This is a genomic window from Rugosimonospora acidiphila (assembly GCF_039543385.1).
GTDB classification, from domain to species: domain Bacteria; phylum Actinomycetota; class Actinomycetes; order Mycobacteriales; family Micromonosporaceae; genus Rugosimonospora; species Rugosimonospora acidiphila.
The window spans coordinates 440,250-466,465 of record NZ_BAABJQ010000002.1 but is presented as its reverse complement, the minus strand read 5'-3'; the positions used below and the strand labels follow the sequence as shown (position 1 = coordinate 466,465).

The 26,216-nt window shown below is 70.1% G+C and carries 16 protein-coding genes; 11 read left to right on the top strand and 5 right to left on the bottom strand.

From position 1 onward, the window contains the following. The first annotated feature begins 23 nt into the window (after positions 1 to 23). The 7 genes from ABEA87_RS04750 to ABEA87_RS04720 all read left to right on the top strand — a co-directional run bounded on the left by ABEA87_RS04750 (position 24) and on the right by ABEA87_RS04720 (position 6,350). The gene (locus tag ABEA87_RS04750) at positions 24 to 416 is read left to right on the top strand and encodes an SCO5389 family protein (protein ID WP_345626384.1); all 393 of its coding nucleotides are present in this window, start codon (positions 24 to 26) and stop codon (positions 414 to 416) included. Then, entirely contained in the window at positions 406 to 534 is a 129-nt protein-coding gene (locus ABEA87_RS04745; RefSeq protein ID WP_345626382.1) for a hypothetical protein, read from the top strand. The genes ABEA87_RS04750 and ABEA87_RS04745 overlap by 11 nt, the downstream gene beginning before the upstream one ends. Positions 535 to 597: 63 nt before the next feature. Continuing rightward, positions 598 to 1,554, top strand: coding sequence for a metal ABC transporter solute-binding protein, Zn/Mn family (locus ABEA87_RS04740; RefSeq protein ID WP_345626380.1), 957 nt, complete (start codon positions 598 to 600; stop codon positions 1,552 to 1,554). 5 nt (positions 1,555 to 1,559) lie between these two features. After that, entirely contained in the window at positions 1,560 to 2,459 is a 900-nt protein-coding gene (locus tag ABEA87_RS04735) for a metal ABC transporter ATP-binding protein (RefSeq protein WP_345626379.1), read from the top strand. Beyond that, positions 2,456 to 3,346 carry a metal ABC transporter permease gene (locus tag ABEA87_RS04730; RefSeq protein ID WP_345626377.1) on the top strand — a complete coding sequence of 297 codons (891 nt, stop codon included), beginning with the start codon at positions 2,456 to 2,458 and terminating at the stop codon, positions 3,344 to 3,346. Before ABEA87_RS04735 ends, ABEA87_RS04730 begins: the two co-directional genes overlap by 4 nt. Positions 3,347 to 3,351: 5 nt before the next feature. Continuing rightward, on the top strand, positions 3,352 to 4,260 hold the full coding sequence (locus ABEA87_RS04725; protein WP_345626375.1) for a metal ABC transporter permease: 909 nt from the start codon (positions 3,352 to 3,354) through the stop codon (positions 4,258 to 4,260). Positions 4,261 to 4,751: 491 nt separating this feature from the next. Next, positions 4,752 to 6,350 carry an LTA synthase family protein gene (locus tag ABEA87_RS04720; RefSeq protein WP_345626373.1) on the top strand — a complete coding sequence of 533 codons (1,599 nt, stop codon included), beginning with the start codon at positions 4,752 to 4,754 and terminating at the stop codon, positions 6,348 to 6,350. A gap of 121 nt (positions 6,351 to 6,471) precedes the next feature. Here the strand turns inward: ABEA87_RS04720 and ABEA87_RS04715 are convergent, their stop codons facing one another. Beyond that, positions 6,472 to 7,155 carry an alpha/beta fold hydrolase gene (locus ABEA87_RS04715; RefSeq protein WP_345626372.1) on the bottom strand — a complete coding sequence of 228 codons (684 nt, stop codon included), beginning with the start codon at positions 7,153 to 7,155 and terminating at the stop codon, positions 6,472 to 6,474. A 100-nt stretch (positions 7,156 to 7,255) separates the two neighbouring features. Here ABEA87_RS04715 and ABEA87_RS04710 point away from each other — a divergent pair, with 100 nt between their 5' ends. Further along, entirely contained in the window at positions 7,256 to 7,789 is a 534-nt protein-coding gene (locus ABEA87_RS04710; protein WP_345626371.1) for a PadR family transcriptional regulator, read from the top strand. 81 nt (positions 7,790 to 7,870) lie between these two features. On the opposite strand, the gene ABEA87_RS04705 is transcribed toward ABEA87_RS04710, so the two are convergent. Then, positions 7,871 to 10,675, bottom strand: a complete 2,805-nt coding sequence (locus ABEA87_RS04705; RefSeq protein WP_345626369.1) for a helix-turn-helix transcriptional regulator — start codon at positions 10,673 to 10,675, stop codon at positions 7,871 to 7,873. A 63-nt stretch (positions 10,676 to 10,738) separates the two neighbouring features. Between ABEA87_RS04705 and ABEA87_RS04700 the strand changes: the two genes are divergently transcribed. Further along, complete coding sequence (locus tag ABEA87_RS04700; RefSeq protein WP_345626367.1) at positions 10,739 to 14,827, top strand: carboxypeptidase regulatory-like domain-containing protein; 4,089 nt, start codon at positions 10,739 to 10,741, stop codon at positions 14,825 to 14,827. A gap of 2 nt (positions 14,828 to 14,829) precedes the next feature. Next, positions 14,830 to 17,472: a kelch repeat-containing protein gene (locus tag ABEA87_RS04695; protein ID WP_345626365.1), complete on the top strand. Its 2,643-nt coding sequence runs from the start codon at positions 14,830 to 14,832 to the stop codon at positions 17,470 to 17,472. A 215-nt stretch (positions 17,473 to 17,687) separates the two neighbouring features. On the opposite strand, the gene ABEA87_RS04690 is transcribed toward ABEA87_RS04695, so the two are convergent. From ABEA87_RS04690 to ABEA87_RS04680, 3 genes are all read right to left on the bottom strand, one after another. Further along, positions 17,688 to 18,884 (bottom strand): NAD(P)/FAD-dependent oxidoreductase, encoded by a 1,197-nt coding sequence (locus tag ABEA87_RS04690; protein ID WP_345626363.1) that lies wholly within the window; start codon positions 18,882 to 18,884, stop codon positions 17,688 to 17,690. A 92-nt stretch (positions 18,885 to 18,976) separates the two neighbouring features. Beyond that, the gene (sigJ, locus tag ABEA87_RS04685; RefSeq protein ID WP_345626564.1) at positions 18,977 to 19,921 is read right to left on the bottom strand and encodes an RNA polymerase sigma factor SigJ; all 945 of its coding nucleotides are present in this window, start codon (positions 19,919 to 19,921) and stop codon (positions 18,977 to 18,979) included. Between the two features lie 381 nt (positions 19,922 to 20,302). Further along, on the bottom strand, positions 20,303 to 23,584 hold the full coding sequence (locus ABEA87_RS04680) for an NPCBM/NEW2 domain-containing protein (protein ID WP_345626361.1): 3,282 nt from the start codon (positions 23,582 to 23,584) through the stop codon (positions 20,303 to 20,305). 484 nt (positions 23,585 to 24,068) lie between these two features. Between ABEA87_RS04680 and ABEA87_RS04675 the strand changes: the two genes are divergently transcribed. Beyond that, the gene (locus tag ABEA87_RS04675) at positions 24,069 to 26,072 is read left to right on the top strand and encodes a glycoside hydrolase family 97 protein (RefSeq protein WP_345626360.1); all 2,004 of its coding nucleotides are present in this window, start codon (positions 24,069 to 24,071) and stop codon (positions 26,070 to 26,072) included. Positions 26,073 to 26,216: the final 144 nt, after the last annotated feature.

The following is a 26,216-nucleotide window of genomic DNA, read 5'->3' as shown; positions in this document are numbered from 1 at the left end:
GCCGCATCCGTTGGGAGAAGCACATGTCGCTGGATGTCCCCACCGCCCTGCTGGAACGCGCCGAAGCCGGCGAGGTCTCGGACGCCGAGTTCGTCGACTGCGTACGCCAGTCCCTGCCGTACGCCTGGAACGTCGTCAGCCAGGTCGCCGAGGACCTGAACGGTGGCGAAGGAGAGTTCGCCGACCACGCGGTTCCGCCGCCGAGCGAGGCGCAGCGTGGTCAGTTGCTGCGCGCCCTGGCCAGCGACGCGATCCGGGGCGGGCTGGAGCGCCACTTCGGCGTGAAGCTGGCCTTCCAGAACTGCCACCGGGTAGCGGCCTTCCGCCTGGCGGCGGTCGGTGGCGAACGCTACCAGGCGTTCATCTCTCCACGCGGCCAACTGCTCAACCAGTCACCCGAACTGCGTGACTGCTGACCAGATGCCGGGGGCCGGTGCGTGCCCGGAGGGCCTCGACCTCCTGCTCGCCCGGCTGCCCGGCACCGACAAGGTCGGCGCCGACGGCGCGATGTTCCATGGCGATTACCGCATTTGAAAACGACTGTGGTTTTCGTTAGCGTCGGGCTGACCATTTGACACATCTGCACGGAGGCTTGCCGTGTCTTCCATATCCATGCCGGAGCGCTTCCGGAGCCGTCGGATCGGATCGGCGGCCGGCGCCGCCGCGCTGGCGGTCCTCGCGCTCGCCGGCTGCTCCACCTCGTCCAGTGCCTCAACCACCTCGGGGGGCTCCACCACCATCAACGTGGTGGCCGCCGAGAACTTCTGGGGCAGCCTCGCCGGCCAGCTGGGTGGCTCGCACGTGAAGGTCACCAGCATCATCAACAATCCCGATGCCGACCCGCACGACTACGAGCCCACCGCGGCCGACGGTCGGGAGATCGCCTCGGCGAAGTTGGCCATCATCAACGGGGTCGGGTACGACGCCTGGGCGACCAAGCTCGCCGACGCCAACCCGTCGTCGGCCCGGACCACGCTGACCGTGGGTGACCTGGTGGGTGCCAAGGACGGCGACAACCCGCACCGCTGGTACAACCCGACCAACGTGCGGCAGGTCATCGATCAGATCACCGCCGACTACAAGAAGATCGACCCGGCCGACGCGTCGTTCTTCGACACCCAGCACGACACGGTCATCAACACCAACCTGAAGACCTACTTCGACACCATCGCCTCCATCAAGGCGAACTACTCGGGTACCCCGGTCGGCGCCTCGGAGTCGATTTTCGCGATGCTGTCCCCGGCGCTGGGCCTGAACCTGTTGACGCCGTCGGCGTTCCTGACCGACATCAGCGAGGGCAGCGACCCGAGCGCGCAGGACAAGGCGACGATCGACAATCAGATCAAGAACAAGCAGATCAAGGTGTACGTGTACAACAGCCAGAACGCCACGCCGGACGTGCAGCAGCAGGTCAACGAGGCCAAGGCGGCGGGGATTCCGGTCAGCACCATCACCGAGACGCTCACCCCGGCCGGCGCGTCCTTCCAGGACTGGCAGGTCGCCCAACTCAATGCCCTCAACCAGGCACTGAGCCAGGCCACCGGGAAGCAGTAGAGATCGTGACCACCGCACCCGAGACCGTCAACGGCTCTCCCCAGCCGACCGGCGTCAACGGGGCCACGTTGTCGGGCGGCCCCGAGGGCCGCCCGACACTGGTGGAGGTCCACCAGGCGACCGCCGTGCTCGGCGGCCGCACCATCTGGTCCCAGGTCGACGCGACCGTGGCCGCCGGCGAGTTCGTGGCCATCCTCGGCCCGAACGGAGTCGGCAAGTCCACTCTGCTCAAGGCGATCCTCGGCCTGGTCCCGCTGGCCGCCGGTGGCGTGCGCCTGCTTGGCCAGGTGCCGGGCCACGCCAACCACGAGGTCGGGTACCTGCCGCAGCGGCGCAGCTTCGACGCCTCCCTGCGGGTACGGGGAGTGGACGTGATCCGCCTCGGGCTGGACGGCGACCGGTGGGGGCTGCCGGTACGTGGCGCCCGTTCCCGTGCGGCCACCGCCCGCGTGGGCGAACTGGTCGAGTTGGTCGGCGCGACAAGGTACGCGCACCGGCCGATCGGGCAGCTGTCCGGCGGGGAGCAACAGCGGCTGCTCATCGCCCAGGCCCTCGCACGCCGCCCGAAGCTGCTCATGCTCGACGAGCCGCTGGACAGTCTCGACCTGCCCAACCAGGCCGCGGTCGCCGCGCTGATCGGTCGCATCGCGCGCGCCGAGAACGTCGCCGTGATGATCGTCGCCCACGACGTGAACCCGATCCTGACCTACCTGGACCGGGTCATCTACCTCGGTCAGGGCGGTGCCGTCTCCGGAACCCCCGCCGAGGTCATCACCTCCGACACGCTCACCCGCCTCTACGGCACCCCGATCGAGGTACTGTCCACATCGGATGGACGTCTCGTGGTGGTGGGCCAACCCGAGGCGCCCGCCCGCCACACCGATCGCCACGGCGGCGTGGCATGACCGCCGGCTTTTCCTGGAACCTGCTCGCCGATTTCCAGGACATGTGGTCATACCTCGGCATGGTCAACGCGTTCCGGGCCGGCACCATCGTTGCCGTCCTGGCCGCCCTGGTCGGCTGGTTCATGGTGCTGCGCCGGCAGAGCTTCGCCGGCCACACCCTGGCCGTTGCCGGGTTCCCCGGCGCCGCCGCCGCCGTACTGGCCGGCCTCGGCGTCGCCTTCGGATACTTCGCGTTCTGCATCCTCGCGGCACTGGTCATCGCGGCCCTCCCGCAGCGCGGCGGCCGGGGCTACACGGAAGAATCCGCGGTCATCGGCACCGTGCAGGCCTTCGCCCTCGCCGCCGGGATGCTGTTCATCGCGCTGTACAAGGGATTCCTCAACGGTACCAACGCGCTGCTGTTCGGCAGCTTCCTCGGCATCACGACCGGGCAGGTCGCCACTCTGGCCCTGGTCGGGCTGGCGGCGCTGATCGTGCTGGTCGTCATCGGCCGGCCCCTGCTGTTCGCCTCCATCGACGCCGACACCGCCCGGGCGCACGGCGTACCGGTGCGTGCGGTGGGCGCGGTGTTCCTGGTACTGCTGGGCGCGACCGCTGCGGAGGTCAGCCAGATCACCGGTGCCCTGCTGGTCTTCGCGCTGCTGGTCCTGCCGCCGGCCACCGCGCAACTGGTCACCCCACGCCCGGCGCGCAGCCTGATCCTGTCGGTCGTGCTGGCGCTGGTCACGGTGTGGGTCAGCTTGTTCATCGCCTACTACTCGCCCTACCCGATCGGGTTCTGGCTGGCCACCGTCGCCTTCGGCCTCTACGCCCTCACCTACGCCGGCACCGCGATCCACGCCCGGATGGGTACCCGCGCCCCGGCGCCCGCACCGGCAGGAGCATGACCGAGATGTTCAGCCAACCGTTCATGCAGCACGCGTTCCTCGCCGGTACCGCCGTCGCCCTCGCCGCCGGCCTCGTCGGCTACTTTCTGGTGCTGCGCGCCCAGGTGTTCACCGCCGACGCGCTGTCCCACGTCGCCTTCACCGGGGCCCTCGCGGCGCTGGCCGCCGGGTTGGACGCCCGCATCGGCCTGTTCGCCATCACCATCCTGGTCGCGCTCGGCATGGGTACCCTCGGCCGCCGCGGCCGCCCCGACGACGTGGTCATCGGCGGCGTGTTCGCCTGGATCCTCGGCCTGGGCGTGTTCTTCCTGACCCTCTACACCACCACCCGCAGCGGATCGGGCAACGGCTCGGCCAGCGTCACGGTGCTGTTCGGCTCCATCTTCGGCCTGTCCTCGTCCCGAGCCATGGTCACCGCTGCCATCGCCCTGGTCATCTGCGCGGTGATCGTGGCGATCGCCAGGCCGCTGCTGTTCGCCAGCCTCGACGAGAATGTCGCCGCCGCCCGAGGGGTGCCGGTCCGGCTGCTGGGCTTCGGATTTCTCGTCCTGGTCGCCGGTACCGCCGCGGAATCCACCCAGGTCGTCGGCGCGCTGCTCATCCTCGGCCTGCTCGCCGCGCCCGCCGGGGCGGCCACCCGGATGACCACCCGACCGCTGCGCGCCCTCGGCCTGTCCGCGGCGATCGCGGTGGGCAGCGTCTGGATCGGCCTGGCCGCCAGCTACCTCATCCCGAAGATGCCGCCCAGCTTCGCCATCCTCGCCGTAGCCACCCTGACCTACCTGGCGACGATGGGCGCCGGCCAACTGCGACGCCGTCACTACGACGGCATTGCCGAGCCCAATCGAACGAGCCCACAACCGCCCCGCGTTCCCGCTCTGACCTCGTCGGCGACAATTGACGAGGGCCGGTAACCGCCGCCCTCGTTCTCGCCAGAGAACGACCTGTCCTGGGCTCGGACGGGACCGATGGGCCAGCACAACTTGTGGTGCCGGCTTCGTCGAAGAGGGTCTACCCGTGCTCGGGCCGGCACGGCCCCGATCTACGCACGCTGCGTCAGCGGTCGTCCGCCTCCGGCCTGGCGAGGGCTCATCGTGGGTGCACGGCCAACCCGACTCTGCTTGCCGGGCCGCCCGCTGAACCACGACGGGGCCGGCGGCGTGCCCTATGCGGAGGCACTTTCTCCATCCCGCGGGCAGCTTGATCCGGTCTGGCGTCGGCGGGCCGAACGGGCGAGTTGGAGGGCATTCTGTTGATCTTGGAACCACTTCGGCGGCTGGCATCGCGCAGACGCGCGGTGGGCGACCCGGCCACCGGCCCTTCCGAGCCCGTGCCGGGCCGCGACACCGGACCTGACCTCGCCGGTGGCGGCCGGCGGCGCCGGTGGCGTGCCGTTGCCCGATCGGTGACCACCATCCTGGCGTTCCTGCTGGTCTGGTTCGCTCTCGTCGCTCCGGAGGAGATCACTCAGCTGACGCCGGCGGTGTTCATCCGCATCCCGATCGAAGGGATCGTCCTCGCCGCGCTGGTCCTCGTCCTGCCAGGCCGGGCACGAAATGTGGTGATGGCGACCGTCGGCGTGCTCCTCGGCGTCCTGGCGTTGGTGAAGATCCTGGACATGGTCTTCTTCGTCGCGCTCAACCGGCCGTTCAATCCGGTGATCGACCGCAGCTACGCCGGGTCCGCGGTGAGCCTGCTCGGCGACGCGATCGGGCGGCACGACGCGATCGTGTTCCTCATCGTCTTCGTGGCCGCGGCCATTGCCGTACTCGTCTTCACGCCGCTGTCCGTGCTGCGCCTGAGTCGACTCCTGACCAGGCACCGCGCCACGTCCCTGCGCACCGTAGCGGCGCTCGGCGTCGTCTGGGTTCTCTGCGCCGCCTTCGGCGCGCAGATCGTTTCGCGCGCGCCGATCGCCGCCACAAGCGCTGCCGGCGCCGCCTACGAGCAGGTTAGCCAGGTGCGCGCGGGCATCGCGGATCAGCAGTCGTTCGCGAAGTCGGCGGCCGTCGACCCGTTCCGGGGCGCCTCGGGCAGCGACCTGCTGGGCGCGTTGCGCGGCAAAGATGTCGTGGTGGCCTTCGTGGAAAGCTACGGGCAGGTCGCGGTCCAGGGTACGAGCTTCTCGCCGCAGGTCGACTCCGTGCTTGACGACGGTACCGCCCGGCTGCGCGCGGCCGGGTACTCATCCGAGAGCGCCTGGATGACCTCGCCGACATTCGGTGGCATCAGCTGGCTGGCTCACTCCACTCTGCAGTCCGGCCTATGGATCGACAACCAGCAGCGCTACAACGACCTCGTCAAGACCGACCGCTTCACCCTCAGCGACGCGTTCAAGCGCGCGGGCTGGCGGACGGTCGCCGACGTGCCGTCCAACAGAGAGGACTGGCCGGAGGGAACGTCGTTCTACCACTACGACACGATCTATGACGCCCGCAACGTCGGGTACGCCGGCCCCTCGTTCAGCTACGCGTCCATGCCCGACCAGTACACCCTGTCGGCCTTCCAGAATCTGGAACTCGCCAAGCCCGACCACACCCCGGTCATGGCGGAGATCGACCTCGTGTCGAGCCATACGCCGTGGGCGCCCCTGCCGCGGCTGGTCGACTGGAACCAGGTCGGTGACGGCTCGATTTTCGACGGCATGCCCGCACAGGGCCAGTCGCCGACCACGGTGTGGCGCGACGCCCACCAGGTACAGGCGGCCTACGGCCAATCCATCCAGTACTCGTTGAACAGCCTCATCTCCTTCCTGCAGACCTACGACGACAAGAACCTCGTGCTGATCCTCCTCGGCGACCACCAGCCCGCCACGATCGTCTCCGGCCAGGGCGCGAACCACGAGGTGCCGATCACGATCATCGCCCACGACCCCGCCGTGATGGACCGGATCTCCGGATGGGGGTGGCAGGACGGCCTGAGACCCGGCCCGGGGGCGCCCAACTGGCGGATGGACGCCTTCCGCGACCGCTTCCTGACCGCGTTCAGCGCCACCAGCAACTGATCGACCGGCACCCGATACCCCCCGGGCGCGCGTCCGTCGGCGACCGATCGACCGGCGGACACGCGCCCGGCCGAGCCGGAATGCCGGTGCCGCCGGCTGCGGTCAGTGCAGGGTGCGCAGGTCAAGGGCGTGCCGCCACTCCGCCACCCTGAAGCAGAATCTCCAGCAGCTTGTCCGGTGCCTCGGCGACCACGTTGTGGCCGGTCGGCAGGCGGTGCGTGTGCCAAGCCGGGTCCCGGGACAGCCGCTCGTACACCCCCGCGAAGGGGCTGCCCTGCCAGCCGCTCAGGTAGAGGTAGTCGCGGCGACGCACGCGGCTGGGCGCTCCGGAGAGGCGGAGCTTCTGCAGGAAGGAGGGGAGCGGATGCGCCGCGGTCCTCGGGTCAAGACCGGGCGGGGGCGCGACCCGGAAGCCGTCCGCGGTCGCATTCTCGAGGAACAACTGGCGAAACGCCGGAGTGGTCAGGTCCCACATGGAGTCGCCGTCGGCTGGCACGTAGGCGTCGCTGTAGACCAGGCGCCCGATGCGGTCTGGGCAGCGGTCCGCGACCCCGGTGATGACCATCCCGGCATAGCTGTGCCCGACAAGCACCGCGTCGGTGATGCGCTCGGTCTCCAGGACACTGACGACATCCTGGATGTGAGTGTCCAGATTCGCGACGGCCGCCCGCAGGTGCGCCCGGTCGCCCAGGCCGGTGAGCGTGACCGGGTACGCGTCGTGGCCGCGCTGCCGAAGGGCCTGTGCGATCGGGCGGTACGACCAACCGCCATGCCAGCCGCCGGGTACGAGCACAAATGTCGCCACGCCGCAACTCCCTGGTTTGAAGGGTACTCCTCGATTCGAGGACTCGATTCGAGGATACACTCGACGTTGGTACCGAAAAACGTCTGCGAGGGAGGTGGCGATGCTCACACTGAGCATCCTGGGATTTCTGGCGGAAGGACCTCTGCACGCCAGCAAGCTGCGTGAGCGCATCTCCGGGCTATCCGGGCACATCCGTCCGCTCAGCGACGGAGCCCTCTATCCGGCCCTGAACCGGCTGCGCGACGCGGGCCTGGTCGTCCGCGAGGACCTGCCCGGCCGCGGCGCGACCCCGCGGCAAATGTTCGACCTCACCGACTCCGGTCACCAGGAACTTCTGCGCCGGCTCGCGGATCCCGCCGACGTCGAGATCACCGATCGCAACTCATTCATGATCCTTCTCGCCTTCCTCGGCCATCTGCCAGAGCCCGACAGCCAACTGCGGGTGCTGAAACGCCGGCTGGACTTCTACGAGAAGCCCGCCAGCTACTTCTACGACGACGGTCGCCCACTACGCTCCGCCGAGATGACCGACCGATTCCGCAAGGGCATGCTCTCCCTCGCCGCCGTGACGAAGAAGAGTGACATGCAGTGGCTGCGCAAGGTCATTGCCGAGCTCGAAGAGGAGCTGGCCTAACGTGGGGCCTCAAGCGGGATCTCGCCGCTGATCCGAGCCGGGTCAACGTGGCGATGGGAACCAACGCAGCGCGCTCTCCGTTCAGGTGTTGCCGGCGAGCTTCAGCAACGTCGCCAGCTCGCGGCGCGAGCGCCCGCCCAGCTTGCGCAGTGCGCTGGCCACGTGGCTCTCGACCGTGCGTTGCGACAGGAACAGACGCTCCGCGATCTCCCGGTTGGTCGTGCCCGATGCGGCCAGGGCCGCCACCTCGCGTTCGCGCGGGGACAGTCGCGCACCGTACGACTGCCGCCCGCCCCGCCACGGGTAGGGCACCGAAATTCCGAGCCCACGCATCGTCCGGCGCACCTCGGCGATGCCGCCGAGGGCTCCCAGGGCGTCGAACGAGCGCAGTGCCTGTTCCAGCCATTGGGGCGCGGCCGAATCGCCCCGGGTGGCCAGATGACGGCCCAGCCGCGCCTCGGCGTCGGCCTGTTCGTAACGCAGCCCGAGCTCGGTGAACCGGCGGCGGGCGTCGTCGAACAGCCTTCCGTCGCTGGTCAGCTCGGCCCGGCACTGAACCAGCCGGGCGTGCGCCGCTGGCGCGTCGGTGTCGCGCAGGGCGACCGTCAGCTCGTCGACCGCCGGTCGTGCGTCGTCGGGGCGGCCCAAGCGAATCAGCGCGTCGACCAGGCACAGCGTGGCGTCGGCCGCGCTCGGCCACAGCTGTTTGATCCGCACGATCCGCAGGACCCGGGCCGCCTCATCGGCCGCCGCCCGCGGCTGGCCCCGGTCGAGCAGCATCCTGGCCAGTTGGGTGCGGGCCGGGACGAGCGGCCGGAACGCTCCGACCCGGGCGGCATCGGCGATCACGTCGCGCAGCAGCGGTTCGGCCTCGTCGAGATCGCCGGCCAGACAGAGCACGGACGCGAGCAAGAGGCGGGCATCGAGCGCCGCGGCGGTGAACTCGCGGGGGGTACCTACCAGAGCGCGCGCCCGGTCGATAAGGCCGTCCCAGCGTCCGGCGCTCAGATCGACCCAGGCCTCGATGAGGTCGACGAGCCCCGCGAAGCGCAGATAGGCCACCTCGTCGACGGCCCTGCGGCTCTCGGCCAGCAGTAACTCGGCGCGGGCCACGTCGCCCACGTGAAGGGCGGCCTGCGCCCAGTTGATGCAGGCGCGGGCATGCTCACGGGGATTGCCGAGTAGCGCGGGATCGCGGCGCAGCGCGTCGACGAGCGGCCAGCCGGACGGGTCGCCGAGTTCGATCGCCAACGACGTACGGGCGATGCCGACCGCGACCGCGACGCGCGGGTCGCCGCTGGCCAGGGCGTGCGCTTGCGCTCCCCGGGCCACGTGCACCGACACCGGGCGGTCCACCACCAGGTCCGGTACGGCGAGAATGGCCAGCGCCCTGGCCATCAGGTCGGGCCGGTCGGCCAGCTCGTCCACGGACCGCTCGAGTTCGCGGTAGCCCTGCTCGGCCTCGCCCTGCTGGCGCAGCAACCGACCCAGCATGAACCGCAGTTCGCCGCGCACCACGGTGGGTAGCTCGTCGTCGACCAGCAGGTCGGTCAGCACCGGGACGGCGACCGAGTGGGCCAGACCGTCCACCGCCGCGCGGGCGAGCTTGCCGGCCAGTCGCGCCCGGTCGGCGCTCGGCAGGGCCGGCACCTGCACGGCCGGCACCAGGAATTGCGCCGCGGTGGCGTCGTCGCCGTGCGACGTGGCCAGGTCGGCCGCCGCCTCCGCGCTGCGCACGAACTGCGTCGTGGCGCCGGCCTGCCGGTAGTGGTGGGCCAGCCGGGCGACCGGTCGCGGCCCGTCGTCCTCGTCGAGCAGCCGAGCCGCCTGCAGGTGCAGCCACCGGCGGATGGGCGTCGGTAGCCCCTCGTGAATGACCTGCCAGGCCAACGCATGGCGGAACCGGCACTGCCCGTCCTGCTCGTGCAGCAACCCGGCGGCCAGTCCGCGACTCAGCGCACGGGCCACCCGGGCCGGATCGCCGACCAGCCGGGTCAGTAGCGCCTCGTCCGGCGTGGTGCCCAGCACGGCGGCGGCACTGAGCACCTCGCGGGCGTCGTCGTCCAGCGTCGACCAGCGGGCACGCAGCAGGTCGCGCAGCGCGGTCGGCACCGGCAAGCCCGCCGAAAGGTCGGACGCGGTACGCACCACCTCCTCGATCAGGAAGGGGATGCCCGCCGTGGCCTCGACGAGGGAGGTCACGAATCCGTGGGGCAGCTCGGCCGAGCCGAGCAGCTGACGGGCCAGTTCGCCGGCCTGAGCCGGCGGCAGCGGCTCCAGGCTGATCCGCCTCGACGCGCCAGCCCGGGCCAGCGCCTCCCAGATCGGCAGCTGCGCGCTGTCCTCGCTGCGCAGAGTCAGCACGACGGCCAGCCGCGCCGGCACCCGGGCGGCCAGGAACGCGACGAACTCGCAGGTGCCGGCGTCGGCCCAGTGCACGTCCTCCAGGACGAGGACGGCCGGGCCGAGGTCGTCGAGCACGGCGAGTACGGCCCGGAAGAGGCGGTGCCGCTCGGCCGTGGGGTCGCCGAGCGGCGGCGGGGCCGGCGGCAGCGCGGCGGCGATCTCGGGCAGGTACGGCACGAGCGCGCCGACGACCGGGCTCAGCGGTCCGGGCAGCGGCGAGCGGAGGGCATGCTCGCGCACGGCGTCGAGCACCGGCCCGAGCGGGAAGGGCTCCTGCACCGGCTCGCAGCCGCCCCGCAACTGCCGTACGCCGCGCAGCCCGGCGAGTGCCTCGATGACCAGCCGGCTCTTGCCGACCCCCGCCTCGCCGTCCACCACCACGATCGCCGGAGCGGACCTCAGAGCCTCCCGCAACGCGCCCAGCTCACCGGATCTGCCGACGAATCCAGGTAAGGGGCCCTGCCGCACCAGCTCCTCCATGCTGTCAAAAATCAGTACTCCCTACGGATCATCGCATTTGACTATCGTGATCCAGTAGCTCCCATGCGTCTTGCGGGTATGACCGTCGCCCTGACCGTTGTGGCCCTGACCGTTGCCGCCGTCCCGGGTGTCGCGCTCGCGGCACCGGCGCCCACGCCGTCGGCGGACGGGCAGACCAAGCAGGTCTGCGCCGCACCTACGGAGAAGGGGCAGATGCAGTGCATGTCGGTGCTGCGGGTGCGCACCGGTAAAACGGCCAAGGCAGCCGAGGCGACTCCGGACGGCTACGGGCCGAGCGACATCCGCGCCGCCTACAACCTGCCGGCGACGGGCGGCGATGGTATGACCGTCGCGCTCGTCGACGCCTTCGACGACCCGACGGCCGAGGCCGACCTCGCCACCTGGCGCGCGCAGTACGGGCTGCCGGCGTGCACCACGGCGAACGGCTGCTTCCGCAAGATCGACCAGCGGGGCGGCACCACCTACCCGCCGGCGGACGCGAGCTGGGCGGTGGAGATCTCGCTGGACCTCGACGCCGTGTCGGCGGTCTGCCCGGACTGCCACCTGCTGCTGGTCGAATCCGACGACAACTACCTGAACAACCTCGGTGCCTCGGTCGACCAGGCGGTGGCGCAGGGCGCGCAGGTCGTGTCGAACTCCTACGGCGGCCCGGAGGACCCGACGCAACGGGACGACGACGCGCAGTACTTCGACCACCCGGGCACGGCGATCGTGGCCAGTTCCGGTGACGCCCGCTACGGCCCGCAGTACCCGGCCGCGTCGCCGTACGTCACGTCGGTCGGCGGCACGTCGCTGGTACGCGATTCGGGCACCAGCCGGGGTTGGAGCGAATCGGTGTGGGACAGCCACGGCGGCGGTCCGGGCAGCGGCTGCTCGCAGTACGACCCCAAGCCGGCCTGGCAGAGCGACACAGGCTGCTCCACGCGCTCGATCGCCGACGTGTCGGCGGTCGCGGACCCGGACACGCCCCTTGCCGTCTATGACTCGTTCCAGCAGTCGGGCTGGCTCACATCGGGCGGCACCAGCCTGGCCGCGCCGCTGATCGCCGGCGTGTACGCACTGGCCGGCAAGCCCGGCTCGGGCGAGTACCCGGTGTCCTACGCGTACGAGCAGAGCGGCGCGTTGAACGACGTGACCCAGGGCAACAACGGCAACTGCGACCCGTCGTACCTGTGCACGGCCGGTCCCGGCTACGACGGGCCGACGGGGCTGGGCACCCCGAATGGCATCACCGCGTTCAAGGCGCTCGGCCCGCACGGCGAGCTGGCCGGTACCGTCACCGACGCCGCGACCAGTGCGCCGATCAGCGGCGCCACGGTGTCCGCCGGAAAGGCGCAGGGCACCACCGACGTGCACGGGCACTACGACCTCACGGTGCCGGTCGGCAGCTACGACGTCAGCGCGACCCGGTTCGGCTACGACACCCAGCACGCGACCCTGACCGTCACCGACGGTGCGACCACCTCGCGGAACTTCGCGCTCGACGCCCAGCCCCGGGTGAACCTCAGCGGCACCGTGAGCGAGGGCGCCGACCACGGCTGGCCGCTGGCCGCGACGCTCACCGTGGCGGGCATGCCGGACGGCACGTTCCACACCGACCCGGTCACCGGGCACTACTCGGTGTCGCTGCCGGTCGGCGCCGCATACCAGGTCAGCGTCGCGGGTGATTACCCCGGAATGACCACGCAGACGGCGTCCGTGGCCGTGGGCACCTCGGACCTCACCCGAGACTTCAGCGTGCCGATCGACCGGTACGCGTGCACCGCGCCGGGCTACCAGGCCGGGACCACCCGCACCATCGCGCAGCAGACCTTCGACGGATCAGCTGTGCCGGCCGGCTGGAGCGTGCGGGACAACGCCGGGAACGCCGAGGTCTGGCAGTTCGGTGACCCCACCGGAAACGGCAACCAGACGGGCAGCAGCGGCGGATACGCCGGGGTGTACTCCCTCGGTTACGGCGATGACCACCAGGACACGTCGCTCGTCTCGCCACCGTTGGACCTGAGCGGCACCACCAGTCCGGCGGTGTGGTTCAACACCGACTACGAGACCCAGGGCAGCGCGGTCGCCGAGGTGGACTACTCCGTCGACGGCGGCACCACCTGGACCAACGCGTGGCGGGCCGCCGCCACCAACCTCACCAGGTCGCAGGTCACCGTGCCGATTCCCGCGGCGGCGGGCCACCCCGGCGTCGAGGTGCGCTTCCACTACACGGCGGGTGCGGACCTGTGGTGGCAGGTGGACAACGTGATCGTCGGTGACCGGGTGTGCACCCCGCAGGCCGGCGGCCTGGTGCTGGGCCACGTCCGCGACCGGAACACCGGCTCGACGCTGGCCGGCGCGACCTTCACCGGCGGCACCTCCAGCGCCACGGCGTCGGCCGCCGACGGCTCGTACTGGCGGTTCTCGGCGCCCGGGTCACAGTCGTTCGGCGCTTCCCTGACCCGGTACCAGACGCGGACGCAGACCGCGGCCGTCACGGCCAACGCCATCAACGTCCTGGACTTCTCGCTCGCGGCGGGCCGATTGTCGATCGCGCAGTCCGGGGTGAGCGCGACCGCGCCGCTCGGCGGGTCGGCGACCAGGACGGTCACGGTCACCAACAACGGCACCGCCCCGGCAACGTTCGACCTGTCGGAGGCGCCGGTGGGCACGACGCCGATGGTGACCGGCGGCGGTGCTGCGGTGCAGGCGGTGCACGGAAACTTCTCGCCGCACGCACCGGCCCGGCTCACGGCACGGGCAGCCTCCGGCGCGACCGGCTCCGCGGTGGCGTCCCCGGCCGCGCCGCCGTGGACCAGCGTCGCCGACTACCCGAGCGCGATCGGCGACGGCGCGGCGGGCTACCACGACGGCACCGTGTACGTGGTGGGCGGTGACTCGCTTCTCGGCACCACGCGCAGCGGCTACGCGCTGGACCCGTCCACCGGCGCGTGGACGGCGATCGCGGACATGCCGCACGCGCGGGCGACCCCTTCGGCGGGCTTCATCGGCAGCAGGTTCTATGTGGCCGGTGGCTGGTCGGAGACCAGCGAGGTACGGGGTGACATGGACATCTACGACCCGCAGAGCAATTCCTGGACCTCGGGTCCGGCGATGCCGAACCCGGTCGCCGCGGCCGGAACGGCGGTGGTCGGCGGCCAGTTGTACCTGGTCGGTGGCTGCCAGGCCTCGTGCGGCAAGAAGTTCGTGCAGCGCTTCGATCCGGTGGCCGGCACATGGAGCACGCTGGCGAACTATCCGGTGAACGCGTCCTGGCTGGCCTGCGGCGGCATCGCCGGGAAGCTGTACTGCGCCGGCGGGGAATCGGACGGCGGGGGCAGCACGGGCACCAGCGCGTACAGCTACGACCCGGCGAAGAACGTCTGGACCCAGCAGGCCAACCTCCCGATCGACCTGTGGGGGATGGGGTACACCGTGGCCGACGGCGCCCTGATGGTGTCCGGCGGCGTGACGTCGAACAGCACCGTGGTGACGAACCGGGGCTTCGCGTTCCATCCGGACACGAACACCTGGACCGCGCTACCGAACGCCAACCAGGCGGTGTACGGCTCGGCCAGCGCGTGCGGCCTCTACACGGTCGGCGGGCTGGACGCCACGAAGGCGCCGACCAAGTTCGCCCAGCTGCTGCCGGGCTACGCCGCCTGCGACACGGCCGATCCGGTGCCGTGGCTGTCGGCATCGGCAAGCGGCACCACGCTGGCGCCGGGGGCCAGCGCGCAGGTGACGGTGGCGTTGAGCGCGACCGCGCTGGACCAGCCGGGCACCAACAGCGCCGAGCTCGACGTGCGGGGCGACACGCCCTATGCGACCGGCAGGGTGGGCGTGACCTTCTCGGTCACTCCACCGACGACCTGGGGCAAACTCACCGGCGTCGTCTCCGGTGCCGCCTGCGGGGGAGGCTCCGCGCCGGTGCCCGGTGTCACGGTGGCGGTCGACGGAAAAATCAGCGACTACACGCTGCGGACCGACGCCGAGGGCCGGTACACGCTGTGGCTGGATCGGGCCAACGGCAGGCTGTCGATCACCGCGGCGGCCTCGGGTTGGTTCCCGGCGACGGTGTCGGCAGCCAAGGTGCAGCCCGGCGGTACGACCGTCGCCAATCTCACGCTGACCCGGACGGGATGTTGACAATGAAGCGCTTCATCGCCCTGCTCTCCGCGCTCTGCGGCATGCTCGTCATGCTCGCTGCGGCGCCGACCCCGGCTCATGCCGCCGGCACGGTGACGCTGACCGGCGTGGTCCGCGACGGTGGCGCGCATGGCTGGCCGCTGTGGGCGACCGTCTCGGTCGGCGGCGCCAGCGCGCAGACGTCACCGGTCACCGGGCGATACTCGCTGGTCGTACCGGAGGCGGCGGCCTATGACCTGCACGTCAGCTCGCCCGGGTACCAGGCGGCGGACGAGTCCGTCACCGGCCCGTCGGCGGAGGTCACGCTCGCCGTGGATGCCGATGCGTGCCGGGCGCCGGGCTACCAGTACGCGACCGACGGCCTGATCGAGGGCTTCGACTCGGGGTCGACACCGTCGGGCTGGACCGTCCAGGACGGGATCGGCCAGGGCTGGGTGTGGCGGTTCGACGACCCGGGCAAGGTCGGCAACCACACCGGTGGCCAGGGCGGTTTCGCGGTCATGGACGACGAGTACTACACCTGGCAGGCCGAGGATTCCACGCTGGTGTCGCCGGCGGTCGACCTGAGCAAGCTCGACGCCCCCTCGATCGGTTTCGCCTACGACTTCACCATGTGGGACTACACGGTGCCTTCTGGCATCGGCGACGTGGATGTGTCGATCGACGGCGGTGCCACCTGGAGCAACGTCTGGCGGGCCGATCTGCTCGACGCCGGTCCGAAGCGGGCCGACGTCGGGATCCCGATGGCGGCACACCAGCCGAACGTACGGGTGCGGTTCCACTACTACACCAGCCCGGATGTCACCGCCGGGCGCTGGTGGGCGATCGATGACGTGTTCATCGGCGACCGCCGGTGCGACGCCGTGCCGGGTGGGATGGTCGCCGGGCGGGTCACCGACGCCAACACCGCCGCTCCGGTCGGCGGTGCGCGCATCGCCGGGCCGTCGGGCGCCACCACCTCGGACGCCAACGGCTGGTACGCGATGTTCGCGCCGGGGCAGGGCAGCCAGGCGTTCGTCGGGTCCAAGCTGCAGTACCACGACCTGAAGCAGGAACCGACGATCGCCGCCGACCGGGTGACGGGCAGCGATTTCGCGCTGCCCGCCGGGCAGATCGCGGTCGTCCAGACGGTGACGGCGGCAGCCGCGCTGGGCGGCTCGGGGCGCGTCCCGTTGACGGTGACCAATACCGGCACCGCCCCGGCGCAGATCACGCTGGCCGAGCGGCCCGGTGACTTCCAGATCGCGGACGAGCAGGGGCAGCCGTGGTCGGGGCTGGGAGTACCGCCGGCGGCCGGCTGGTCGTCGCTGCCGGATTACCCGATCGACATCCGCGACAACGTGGCCGGCGCGTACGGCGGCAAGATCTACTCTTTCGGCGGCATTTCGAGTTCGTCGCAGGGCCAGCCGGTGGCCGCCAGCTACGTGTATGACCCGGGCACGCGGGCGTGGAGCCAGATCGCGAGCGAGCCGCAGGCCCGGCTGGAGGGGCTCGGGGCGTTCATCGGCGACAAGTTCTATGTGGTCGACGGCGCCACCGGAAGCGACGGCCTGCAGATCACCGGCGACCTCGACATCTACGACGCGAGCACGAACAGTTGGTCGACCGGCGCGCCGATCCCGGTGCCCGAGGCGGACGCGGCCGCGGCCGTACTCGACGGCCAGTTGTACGTGGTCGGCGGCTGCGACAGCCGGGCCTTCTGCGGCACCAGCGGGGTGTTCCGCTATGACCCGGCCAGTAACGCCTGGCAACGGCTGCCCGACTACCCCACGCCGGAGTCGTGGCTGGGCTGCGGCGCGATCGAGGGGATCGTCTACTGCGCGGGCGGGCAGCAGAGCTTCGGCACGGTCTCGACGGCGACGTACGCCTATGACCCGGCCTCGAACACGTGGACCAGCCGGGCACAGGTGCCGATGGCGCTGTGGGCGATGGGCTACACCGTCGCGAACGGCAAACTGCTGATCTCCGGTGGCGTGAACGCAGGACTGAGCACCAACAAGGGATTCGCGTACGACCCTGTCACGGATACCTGGTCGCCGCTGCCCGATTCGCAGAACCAGCTCACGCGTGGCGCGATGGCATGTGGCGTGTACAAAATCGGCGGGGCGCAGTCGTTCGGCTCGTACTCGCCGTACGTCGAGACGCTCCCCGGCTACGCCGACTGCGGCAGCGATCGCGACGCGGCGTGGCTGTCGCTGGGCGGGACCACCCTCACCGTGGCGCCGCAGCAGAGCGCGCGGGTGTGGGTGAAGGCAGACGCGAGCGTGGTGAGCCAGCCCGGCACGTACGACGCCGCCCTGCTGGTACGCAGCGATACGCCGTACGGGGTCAAGACGATCGACGTCACCATGCGGGTGAACCCGCCGGGATCGTGGACCAAGGTCATGGGCACCATCAGCGGTACCGGATGCGACGGAACGACGAAGCCGCTGGCGGGCGCGAACGTCTGGATCGCCGGGCACACCCAACAGGCCACCCTGACGACCGACACCGACGGGCGGTACGCGCTGTGGGTGGATCAGGCGCAGAGCCCGCTACAGATCACGGCCGGAGGCGACGACTGGACGCCGAAGGTGGCCAGCCTGAAGGTCAAGGGGACGCGAGCCAAGGTGCAGGATCTGACGGTGACGCCGTTGCGGTGCTGAGGTGCTGCCGAGCCGTCAGGCCGGCTCTTCCACCGCACAGGTACGAGAACAATCCGCCGACCACCACGAACACCCAGCTCACACACCACACCTCAGCACCGCTCATACAACGGGGCAAAGGTTGCCTGACACGGCAATAGCAGCTGGCGTGGTGAGGGTGGGCGCTGTCGTAGCGACAGCGCCCCGGTGCGGCGCGTGCTCATCGTCCCCCGGTATCAGGCCAGCGCCTTGACGGCCGAGCCCGCCGTGGCCTGGTCCCGCGTGACGCGGCGGCGCCGGGTTGGCAGCCCGAGCGTGGGGTTGGCAACGCCCCAGGCGGCGCCCTTGCAGACCAGCTCCTTGTAGACGGCGGCGAACCGGCCGGTCAGAACCGCCGGCACGGCGCGGTCGTCGGCCGTGACGTACTGGATCAATCCTTCCTTGCGACCCAATGAGATGCACTGGTTGAAGTAGCGCAGCGGCGCGTTCGAGAGCTTCCCGCCGGTCAGTCGCGCCGCGATCGAGTCGGCGGCCCGCCACGCCATCGGCGTGCCCGAAGCGCACGACATCCGCAGCGGCTTGTTCCCCGCGCCGATCGCGAAGGCGGCGTCGCCGATGGCGTACACGTCCGGGTGGGAGACCGAGCGCATGGTCCCGTCGACCACGATCTGACCGGTACCGGTGAGCTCCAGGGCGGTCGCCTTCGCGATCGGGTGGGCCGCGAAGCCGGTGGTCCAGACGGTGACCGCGGCCGGAATGGCCGTACCGTCGCCGGTGACGACATGGTCGGCTTCGACCCCGGTGACGGCGGCGTGCTCGTGCACGGTGATCCCGAGCTTGCCGAAGACCTTCCGCAGGTGCTGGCGGCCCTTGGGCGACAGCCAGTCGCCGAGGTCGCCACGGGCGGCGAGGGCGACGTCGAGGTCCGGGCGGGCCTCGGCGATCTCGGTTGCGGCCTCAATGCCGGTGAGGCCGCCGCCGACGACGACCACGGTCTGCCCGGCGTCGAGGTGGGCCAGGCGCTCGCGCAAGCGCAGTGCGCCGGGGCGGCTGGCGATCTCGTAGGCGTGCTCGTCGGTGCCGGGGATGCCTTGGGCGCTCCAGCCGCTGCCGAGGGCGTAGACGAGTGTGTCGTAAGCGAGTTCGTCGGCGCCGTTCGCGTCGATGACGGCGACGGTCCTGCGTCCGACGTTGACGCCGGTGACCTTCGCGAGCCTCAGTTCGACGCCGGTGCCGGCGAACATCTCGCGCAACGGCCGGGGCCTGAGGTCCTGGCCGACGGTCAGCTGGTGCATCCGGACACGTTCCACGAAGTCGGGCTCGGCGTTGACCAGGGTGATGGCGACGTCCTCGCGGCCCAGCCTTTTGGCAAGACGTCCGGCGGCGATGGCTCCGGCGTATCCGGCTCCGAGGACGATGATGCGGTGCTGCATTTCCATGCTCCCGTCTCGCTTGGGTTCGCCACTTGAACCGGGCAGCCCGGCGATCCCTGACAGGAACGCGATGTGAAGCAGGTCACTGATCGTCAGAAGGCGTTGAACAGGGGCTGCCCGTGGTCGGTAGCCGCCCACACCGCGGTCGCACGTCCGAGCTTGTCGGGGTTGACCTGGTTGCGGAACGCGGCGATGCCCTTGGCGCTGACCTCCAGGCACATGACGCCCACGACCCGGCCGTCCACGACCGCCACGACGGCGGGGTCGCCGTTGGCGGTCCAGGCGTAGACCCCGGGCGCGCCACCGGCGATGGCGCGCTTGGCCTCGCCGGGTTTGAACAGGCCCCGCAGGAACTTCGCGACCGCGACGGCGCCCTCGAACGCCTTGGCCCGGGCCGGGACCTTCCCGCCGCCGTCCCCGATCGCGATGGCGTCCTGGGTGAGCAGGCGCACGAGCGGCTCGGTCTGGCCACTGGTGGCGGCCGCCAGGAACTCCTCGACGATCCGCCGGGCAGCGGCTGCGTCGATCTCGGTACGGGCCTTGCCGTCCGCGACGTGCTGCTTGGCGCGGTGAAAGATCTGCTGGCAGGCGGGCTCGGTGAGGTCGAGGATTTCGGCGATCTCCCGGTGCGGGTAGTCGAAGGCCTCCCGCAGCACGTACACCGCCCGCTCGTTGGGGGACAGGCGCTCCATGAGGGTGAGGACCGCGTACGAGACCAATTCGCGCTGCTCGGCGGTGTCGGCCGGGCCGAGCAGCGGGTCTCCGGCGAGCAGCGGCTCGGGCAGCCATTGGCCCACATAGGTCTCGTGCCGGGCCCGCGCGGAGGTGAGCTGGTTGAGGCACAGGTTGGTGAGCACCTTGGTCAGCCAGGCCTCGGGAACCTCGATGCGGTCGACGTCGGTGGCCTGCCAGCGCAGGAACGTCTCCTGCACGGCATCCTCAGCCTCCGCGGCGGAGCCGAGGAGGCGGTACGCGATGGCCTCCAGGCGGTGCCGGTAGGCCACGAACCGGTCGACGTCGTCCGCGGTCAGGGGCATGGCCCGATCGTAGTACTCCGGCCCGGGATCGTTGTTCGCCGCGAGTCCTGCCGTCATCCCAACAGCTCGTGGACCGCCGCGTTCTCCAGCCAGGTCCGGTACGCCGTGAAGCTCCATCGGCGGTGCCTTACCCGGGTCGGGTTCGGTCTGTGCCGCGCGTGTCTTCGACGATCCCGACGGGCTCGCGATCCACCTCTACTCCTGGGCCGCCCACGGGATCGACCAGTCCGGCCGTCCCGGATACGGCAGGCCCATCACGCCGGAGCACCCCGACGATGCCGGGTGAGGCCCTCGCGCCAAAGCACTATCAGCCACCGTGGACGGCACCCGCTCAACCGGGTGCCGTCCACGCTACCAGCCGGTAGCAGCCCAGCCGGCCGGTCAGCCGGTGCAGGTGATCTGCGGCGCGGCCCAGTCGCCGTGGTCCCAGGCATTGCCGTCACCCGCGTCCCCGACGATGAGGTCGAGTGTCTGAACGCCACTGAGATCCGCTGTCAGCTTCTGCGCCGGATCGCCGCCCTTGATGGTCGTGGTCGAGGCGAGCGTCTTGCCGTCGCCGACCACGCTGAAGGTGACCGAGCCCTGGGCACCAACCTCGTCGTCGATGCCGACGGTGGAGTTGAAGCCGGAGCACGTGCCGCCGAGCTGAATGGTGACGTCGCTGACCGAGTTGGTGCCCAGGCCCTTCGAGTAGGCGGTTCCGTCGATCTTGAGCGGCTGGCCGTCGTTCGCCTGGTTGTCACCCACGGACTCATCGCGCTCGACAGGGCCCCAACCGTTGGTGGCGGAGGCGAAGCTCAGCTCGCTGACGTCGTTGACGCCTGAGTGCGACGGCCCGACGCAGGTCAGTCGTGGTTCGGCCCAGTCACCGTGGTCATCGGCGTTGCCGTCCCCGGCGTCGCCGACGATCAGGTCGAGCACGTCAACGCCGGCGACGTTGACCGTGAGTTGCTGTGCGGGGTCGCTGCCCCTGATGGTCTGCGTCGAGGCGAGCGTCTTGCCGTCACCGACCACGCTGAAGGTGACGGTACCGTCGCCGACCTCATCGTCCATGCCGACGGTCGAGGTGAAGCTGGAGCAGTTGCGGCCGAGGTACAGCTTGACGTCGCTGATCGAGTTGGTGCCCAGACCCTTGGCGTACGGGGTGTTGGCGACTCTGAGTGCCTGGCCGTCGTTGGCGTTGTTGCCGCCGACGGACTCGTCGCGCTCCACCGGACCCCATCCGTTGGTGGATGACAGGAAGTCCATGCCGCTGACGTCGACGGTGCCCGAGGGCGGCGGCGGGTTGACCACCTGCACCGGTGCCCCCTGGGTAAGCCAGTGCGCGACGTCGTGTTGGGCGAAGGTAGCCGTCGCGGTGATCGTCGCGGTCGACTCCGTGTCCTCGGGGGCGGTGAGCCCCCACACCGCCGAGACCCGCTGCCCCGGTTTGACGGCTCCGAACACCTGCGGGGTGGGGTCGTCGACGATGAATCCGGCGGGTGCGGTCAGGCTGAGGTTGATCCCCTCGGCGGTGCTCGCGCCGCGCGGCACGGAGAACGTGGCCGTGACGTTCAGGTTCTTGCCGCGCTGCACGGTCTTCGTCGATGGCGTTACCGCCAGTGCCGCGGTCGGCGCCGGGCTGTGCGTCGAAGTGATCGATAGGTTGTCGAACTGGTCGGTGACGTACGAGGTAAGGCCGAGCCCGATCTGACCAGCCGGGTATGAGTCGTCGTGGACGACACCGACGGTCTTGCCATCGACCGACGCGGTGATGGACGGGCCGGCGAATGTCAGCGCGAGCCGGTGCCATGCGCCGGTGCCGAGGGAATCCACCGCAGACCTGGCCAGTACGGTTCGGTTGCCGTCAGCGTCGCTCTTGAGCAGAGTCCACGCGCCGGTGTCGCTGATCTGGAAGTAGTAACCCTGCTGGTGCGACTGCGGCCGGCTCTGGGTTCCCGCCCGTCCGATCAGCTCGACGGTGCCCTGCTTGGCCAGTTCGACGTCCGTACTGACCGTGTAGTCCGTCCATGACGGGTCGCCGACCAGAGTGAACGCGTCGCTGTCCTGCTGCCACTCGATCGGCTTGGTCGGTGCCATCTGCTGCAGGCACATGCCGCGCCGGCCCGCCGCGCACGGCTGCACCTCGAACGCGCCCTGCATGTCCGAGACGTAGCGTGCTTCCTGCCCGGCGTGGTAGCTGTCGAAATTGTCGCTGTACGGCAGACGCAGCGCGTGTGGGGCCGGGCTGACCCCGTGTCCGCGGGAGGCGCCGCCGACCGTGCTGAACGTGTACACGTAGCCGGGCTGCAGCGTGTAACTGAAGTTGCCCGAACCGTCCGGCGTCAGGTCGGTCAGGTGTGCGAAATGGTCGCTGTCGCTCGTCGAATTCAGTTTGGTGGCCCAGACGTGTATCGGCTTGCTCGGCAGTCCGCCACTGACGGTGAACGAAGCGGTCGAGGCCGCGGTTGCCGTGGTGGTCTCGACGATCGTGCTGAAGTTGGACGAGTCAGGGGACTTCAGGCTGATGTAGCTGCCGTTGGTGCGATTGCCGGCCAGGTAGCCGCTGGCCGCGTCGAGGAACGTCCAGCCGGGCTGGGCGAACTGGGTCACCTGGGCGGTCACCCAGGTGTTGTCGCCGACGGTGTAGTTGCCCGACCACGGCTGACCGGCGACCATCAGACCGGTCGTCGGGAACGGCAGGTTCGGCGTGATCGCCGCGATCAGCGGCCAGTTCAGCAGGGCCGTCATCTTCGCGTCGATGTACCCGCGGGTGATCGCGCGGATCAGCGCACCCGCTCCGGTGTCGTAGTCCTGCGACCCTTGCTCGCTGTCCCACAGCGGCTTTCCCGTCGCGATCGCGTTCTGCGTCGTCGAGCACGAGTCGGCGTTTCCGCCGTCGCCGCCCTCGCATGAGTAGTGGGCGCCGAGGATGTCGACCGCGTCGGCGAAGTCGGGGTCCTTGACCATGTCATCGGCCGTACTCCAACCGGAATCGTCGGCGACAATCTTGGTCGGGTAGTGCCGCGCCGCCAGGGCGGCGTGCAGGTCCTCGTACCAGGCCACGTCGTGGCCCTTTTCGTTCCAGCCGCCGAGGTAGTCGATCGTCAGGCCGTGGGACTTCGCGCAGCCGAGCCAGGTCGTCAGGTAGTCGATCATGTCCTGGGACCAGAAGTTCCCATTGCCGATCCAGCCCGGTGCGGCCCACGCGAGCCCATACAGCTTGATGTTCGGGTTACGTTTCTTCGCCTGCTCAGCGAGCCAGAATTCGTAGCCGGCGTCGCAGTTCACCACGCCCGCGGTGTGCTCGATGCTCGGCTCGGCGCCGTCGGTGGAGTTCGCGTCGCCACCAATTTCGATTTTGAGGATCTGCAGCGAGGCGCCGTAGCCGGGCTTGAAGAGGTAGTCGAGTATCTGGTTGCGTTCGGCGGCGGGGTAGTCGGTCAACAGCCGGGAATTGCCACCGCCGCCGCTGATCGCACCCACCCCGTCGAACACGCGGCCCGTATCGGTGCCGTCGATGTTGATTGCCGTCGAGGCCGCGGCCGGTGCCGACAGTGCGGCGTCCTGGGCGGTGGGGGCTCGCTGCGCGGTGTGCGTCGGGTGCTGTGCCGGGGCCATCGCGGTCAGCGCGGCAATTGTCGCCGCGGCCAGCAACGTCGAGACAAGTGAGCGTCGCGTCATCACGATCTCCTCGTGCAGGAAGCCGTGTCACCTATTTAAGTGTGTTTGATTATGCTCAATTGGTTGATGAAGTCAATAGTGATCTGTTTGATTTAGTTAGGTGCCGAGCGGACGTGAGGATGCCGCTCGGCGCTCGGCGCTCGGCGCGCCCAGATCTCCGCAGCTCACGCCCCGGTCTCCGCGCTGTTCGCCACAGGCTCTCCCGGCGCCGGATGACCCCGTCAGTGCCGCGCCGCAGGCCCGCCATCGCGGGTCTTCGCGCCGCTGCCCGATGGACAAGCGCGGGACGTCGGTCCCACCGTTGGCGTGGATCCGATGGCTGGCCAGCAGGACCAGCCCATGGGGCGTCACTCAGGGGGTGCGGCCGGGCGACCTCTTGTCTCGCCGGCATTGGTCGGAGTATGTTCGCGCGGAGACCAACAGGAGGCTACATATTTGAACATTGGCCTGTTCAAACGTGTCGCCTTCCCGAGCGGAGGCCGAGATGAACCAGCAGGTACCGGCGGGGTCGGGAGCAGACAACCGCGGGCGGGTGCCCCGACGGACCGTCCTAGGTGGACTGTTCGCTGCCGGCGCGGGAGGCCTGGCCCTGTCGGCCGCACCGGCCACCGCCGCGCACGCCGATGGCCCCGGTCCGGACGGACGATCGGCGCACCCGCTGTTCCCGGCCTCGGCGGCGGTCGCGGTCAGCCCGGACCGGCGTGCGCAGATCGGCGTCTGGGTCGGCGCCCATGCTCTCGAATGGGCGGTCGCGTATGACGGTCACCAGGTGGTGGCGTCATCCGTCGCGGGACTGCGGTTGGCCGACGGCCACGATCTGGGGCCGGGTGCCCGAGCCGGTCGGGCCACCCACCGACGGCACCACGGCACCTGGACCCCGGTGTACGGGCGCAACGCGACGGTCAGCGACGAGTACGAGGAGGCGCGCCTGCCGCTGACCGACCTGCCCAGCCGGGTCACGTTCTCGATCGTTGCGCGTGCCTATGACGCGGGGGTGGCGCTGCGTTACGAGATTGACTCGGCACCCTCGACCGTCGAACTGGCCGCGGAGCTGACGGCCTTCGCACTACCGGCCGGAACGGCGATCTACGGCTCACGCGACGAGGACGCGTATGTGCTCGCACCGCCCTCGGCGATACCGCAGTCGGGCTCGTCGACCACCGACTCGGGGCCGTTGTTCGACAACCCGGTCACGGCGGTGCTGCCGGGCGGAGTTCTGGCCTGCCTGTGCGAGGCCGCGCGGGACCACTACCCGCGAATGATGCTGACCAGTGGCTCCGGCGAGACGCTGGCGGTTCACCTGATGCAGTTCGCCGGAAGGGCCGGTAGCGGCCCCGCGGTCACCAGTTTCGCCGTAGGCGCGCCGTTCTCGACCCCCTGGCGGGTTCTGGTGCTCGGCGCGAGCCCTACCGAACTGGTCGACCATGCCGACCTGGTAGCCACGCTCGCCGAGCCGGCCGCGATCGGCGACCCGAGCTGGATCAAGCCGGGCAGGGCGATGCGCGTCACGACCCTGACCACTCAGGGTGGGCTCGACTGCGTCGACTTCGCCGCCGAGCATGATCTGTCCTATGTGGAGTTCGATGCCGGCTGGTACGGGCCCGAGGGCAGCAGTTCCTCCGACCCGACCATGCCGATCGCCGCCCTCGATCTGGCACAGGTCATCGCGCACGGCAAGGACAAGGGTGTCGGGGTCATCCTCTACGTCAACCGGATCGCGTTGGGCGATGCGGAGAGCCTGTTCACGCTGTATGAAGACTGGGGCGTGGCCGGCCTGAAGCTGGGGTTCATCCTGGACGGCACCCAGGCACAGACCGATCAGGTCATCGGGTTCGCCGAGGCCGCCGCGCGGCACCACCTGCTGGTCAACCAGCACGACGACCTCCGCCCGTTCGGGCAGGAGCGGACGTACCCGAACTGGATCAACCTGGAGGGCGTGCGGGGCAACGAGCACTTCCCGACCGCGACGCACAACGTCCTTCTGCCATACACCCGCAACCTCGCCGGGCCTATCGACTACACGATCTGCCTGGCCCAGTCGAGGGATCTCACCACCAACGCCCACCAGCTGGCCATGGCCGCCGTCTACTACAGCCCGTTGGAGTGGCTCTACTGGTACGACGCGCCGAGTAAGTACGCCACCGGCGACTGGCCGGAGCTGCCCTGGTTCGACGCCGTCCCCACGGTCTGGGATGAGTCGCGGGCCCTGGCCGGTGAGATCGGCCAGTACATCGTCATCGCCCGGCGCCGGGGCGCCACCTGGTACCTGGGTGCGATGACCAATGAACAGGCCCGGGTGCTTCAGGTGCCGCTGAAGTTCCTCGGCGCCGGGTCATGGCAGGCGACCACGTACGCGGACGGAGCGGCGGCCGCCGCGCCGAATGGGACGCCCGTGGTCGTCTCCACGACGTCGGTCACCTCCTCCACCACCCTGTCCATGCTGCTGGCCCCCAGCGGAGGGCAGGCGGTCATGCTCGCGAAGTCCTGATCCCGCCGGGGGAGGGGAGAGGTGCCCGAAACGCGTCGGGCTCCTGAGGGCCTCGGCTCACACATTGCGCCAACAGATCCTTCTCCAAACAATCGGTGCCGCCGCGCGATTGGTCCCAGCCTCTCGATTGCTCTCGCGGCGCCC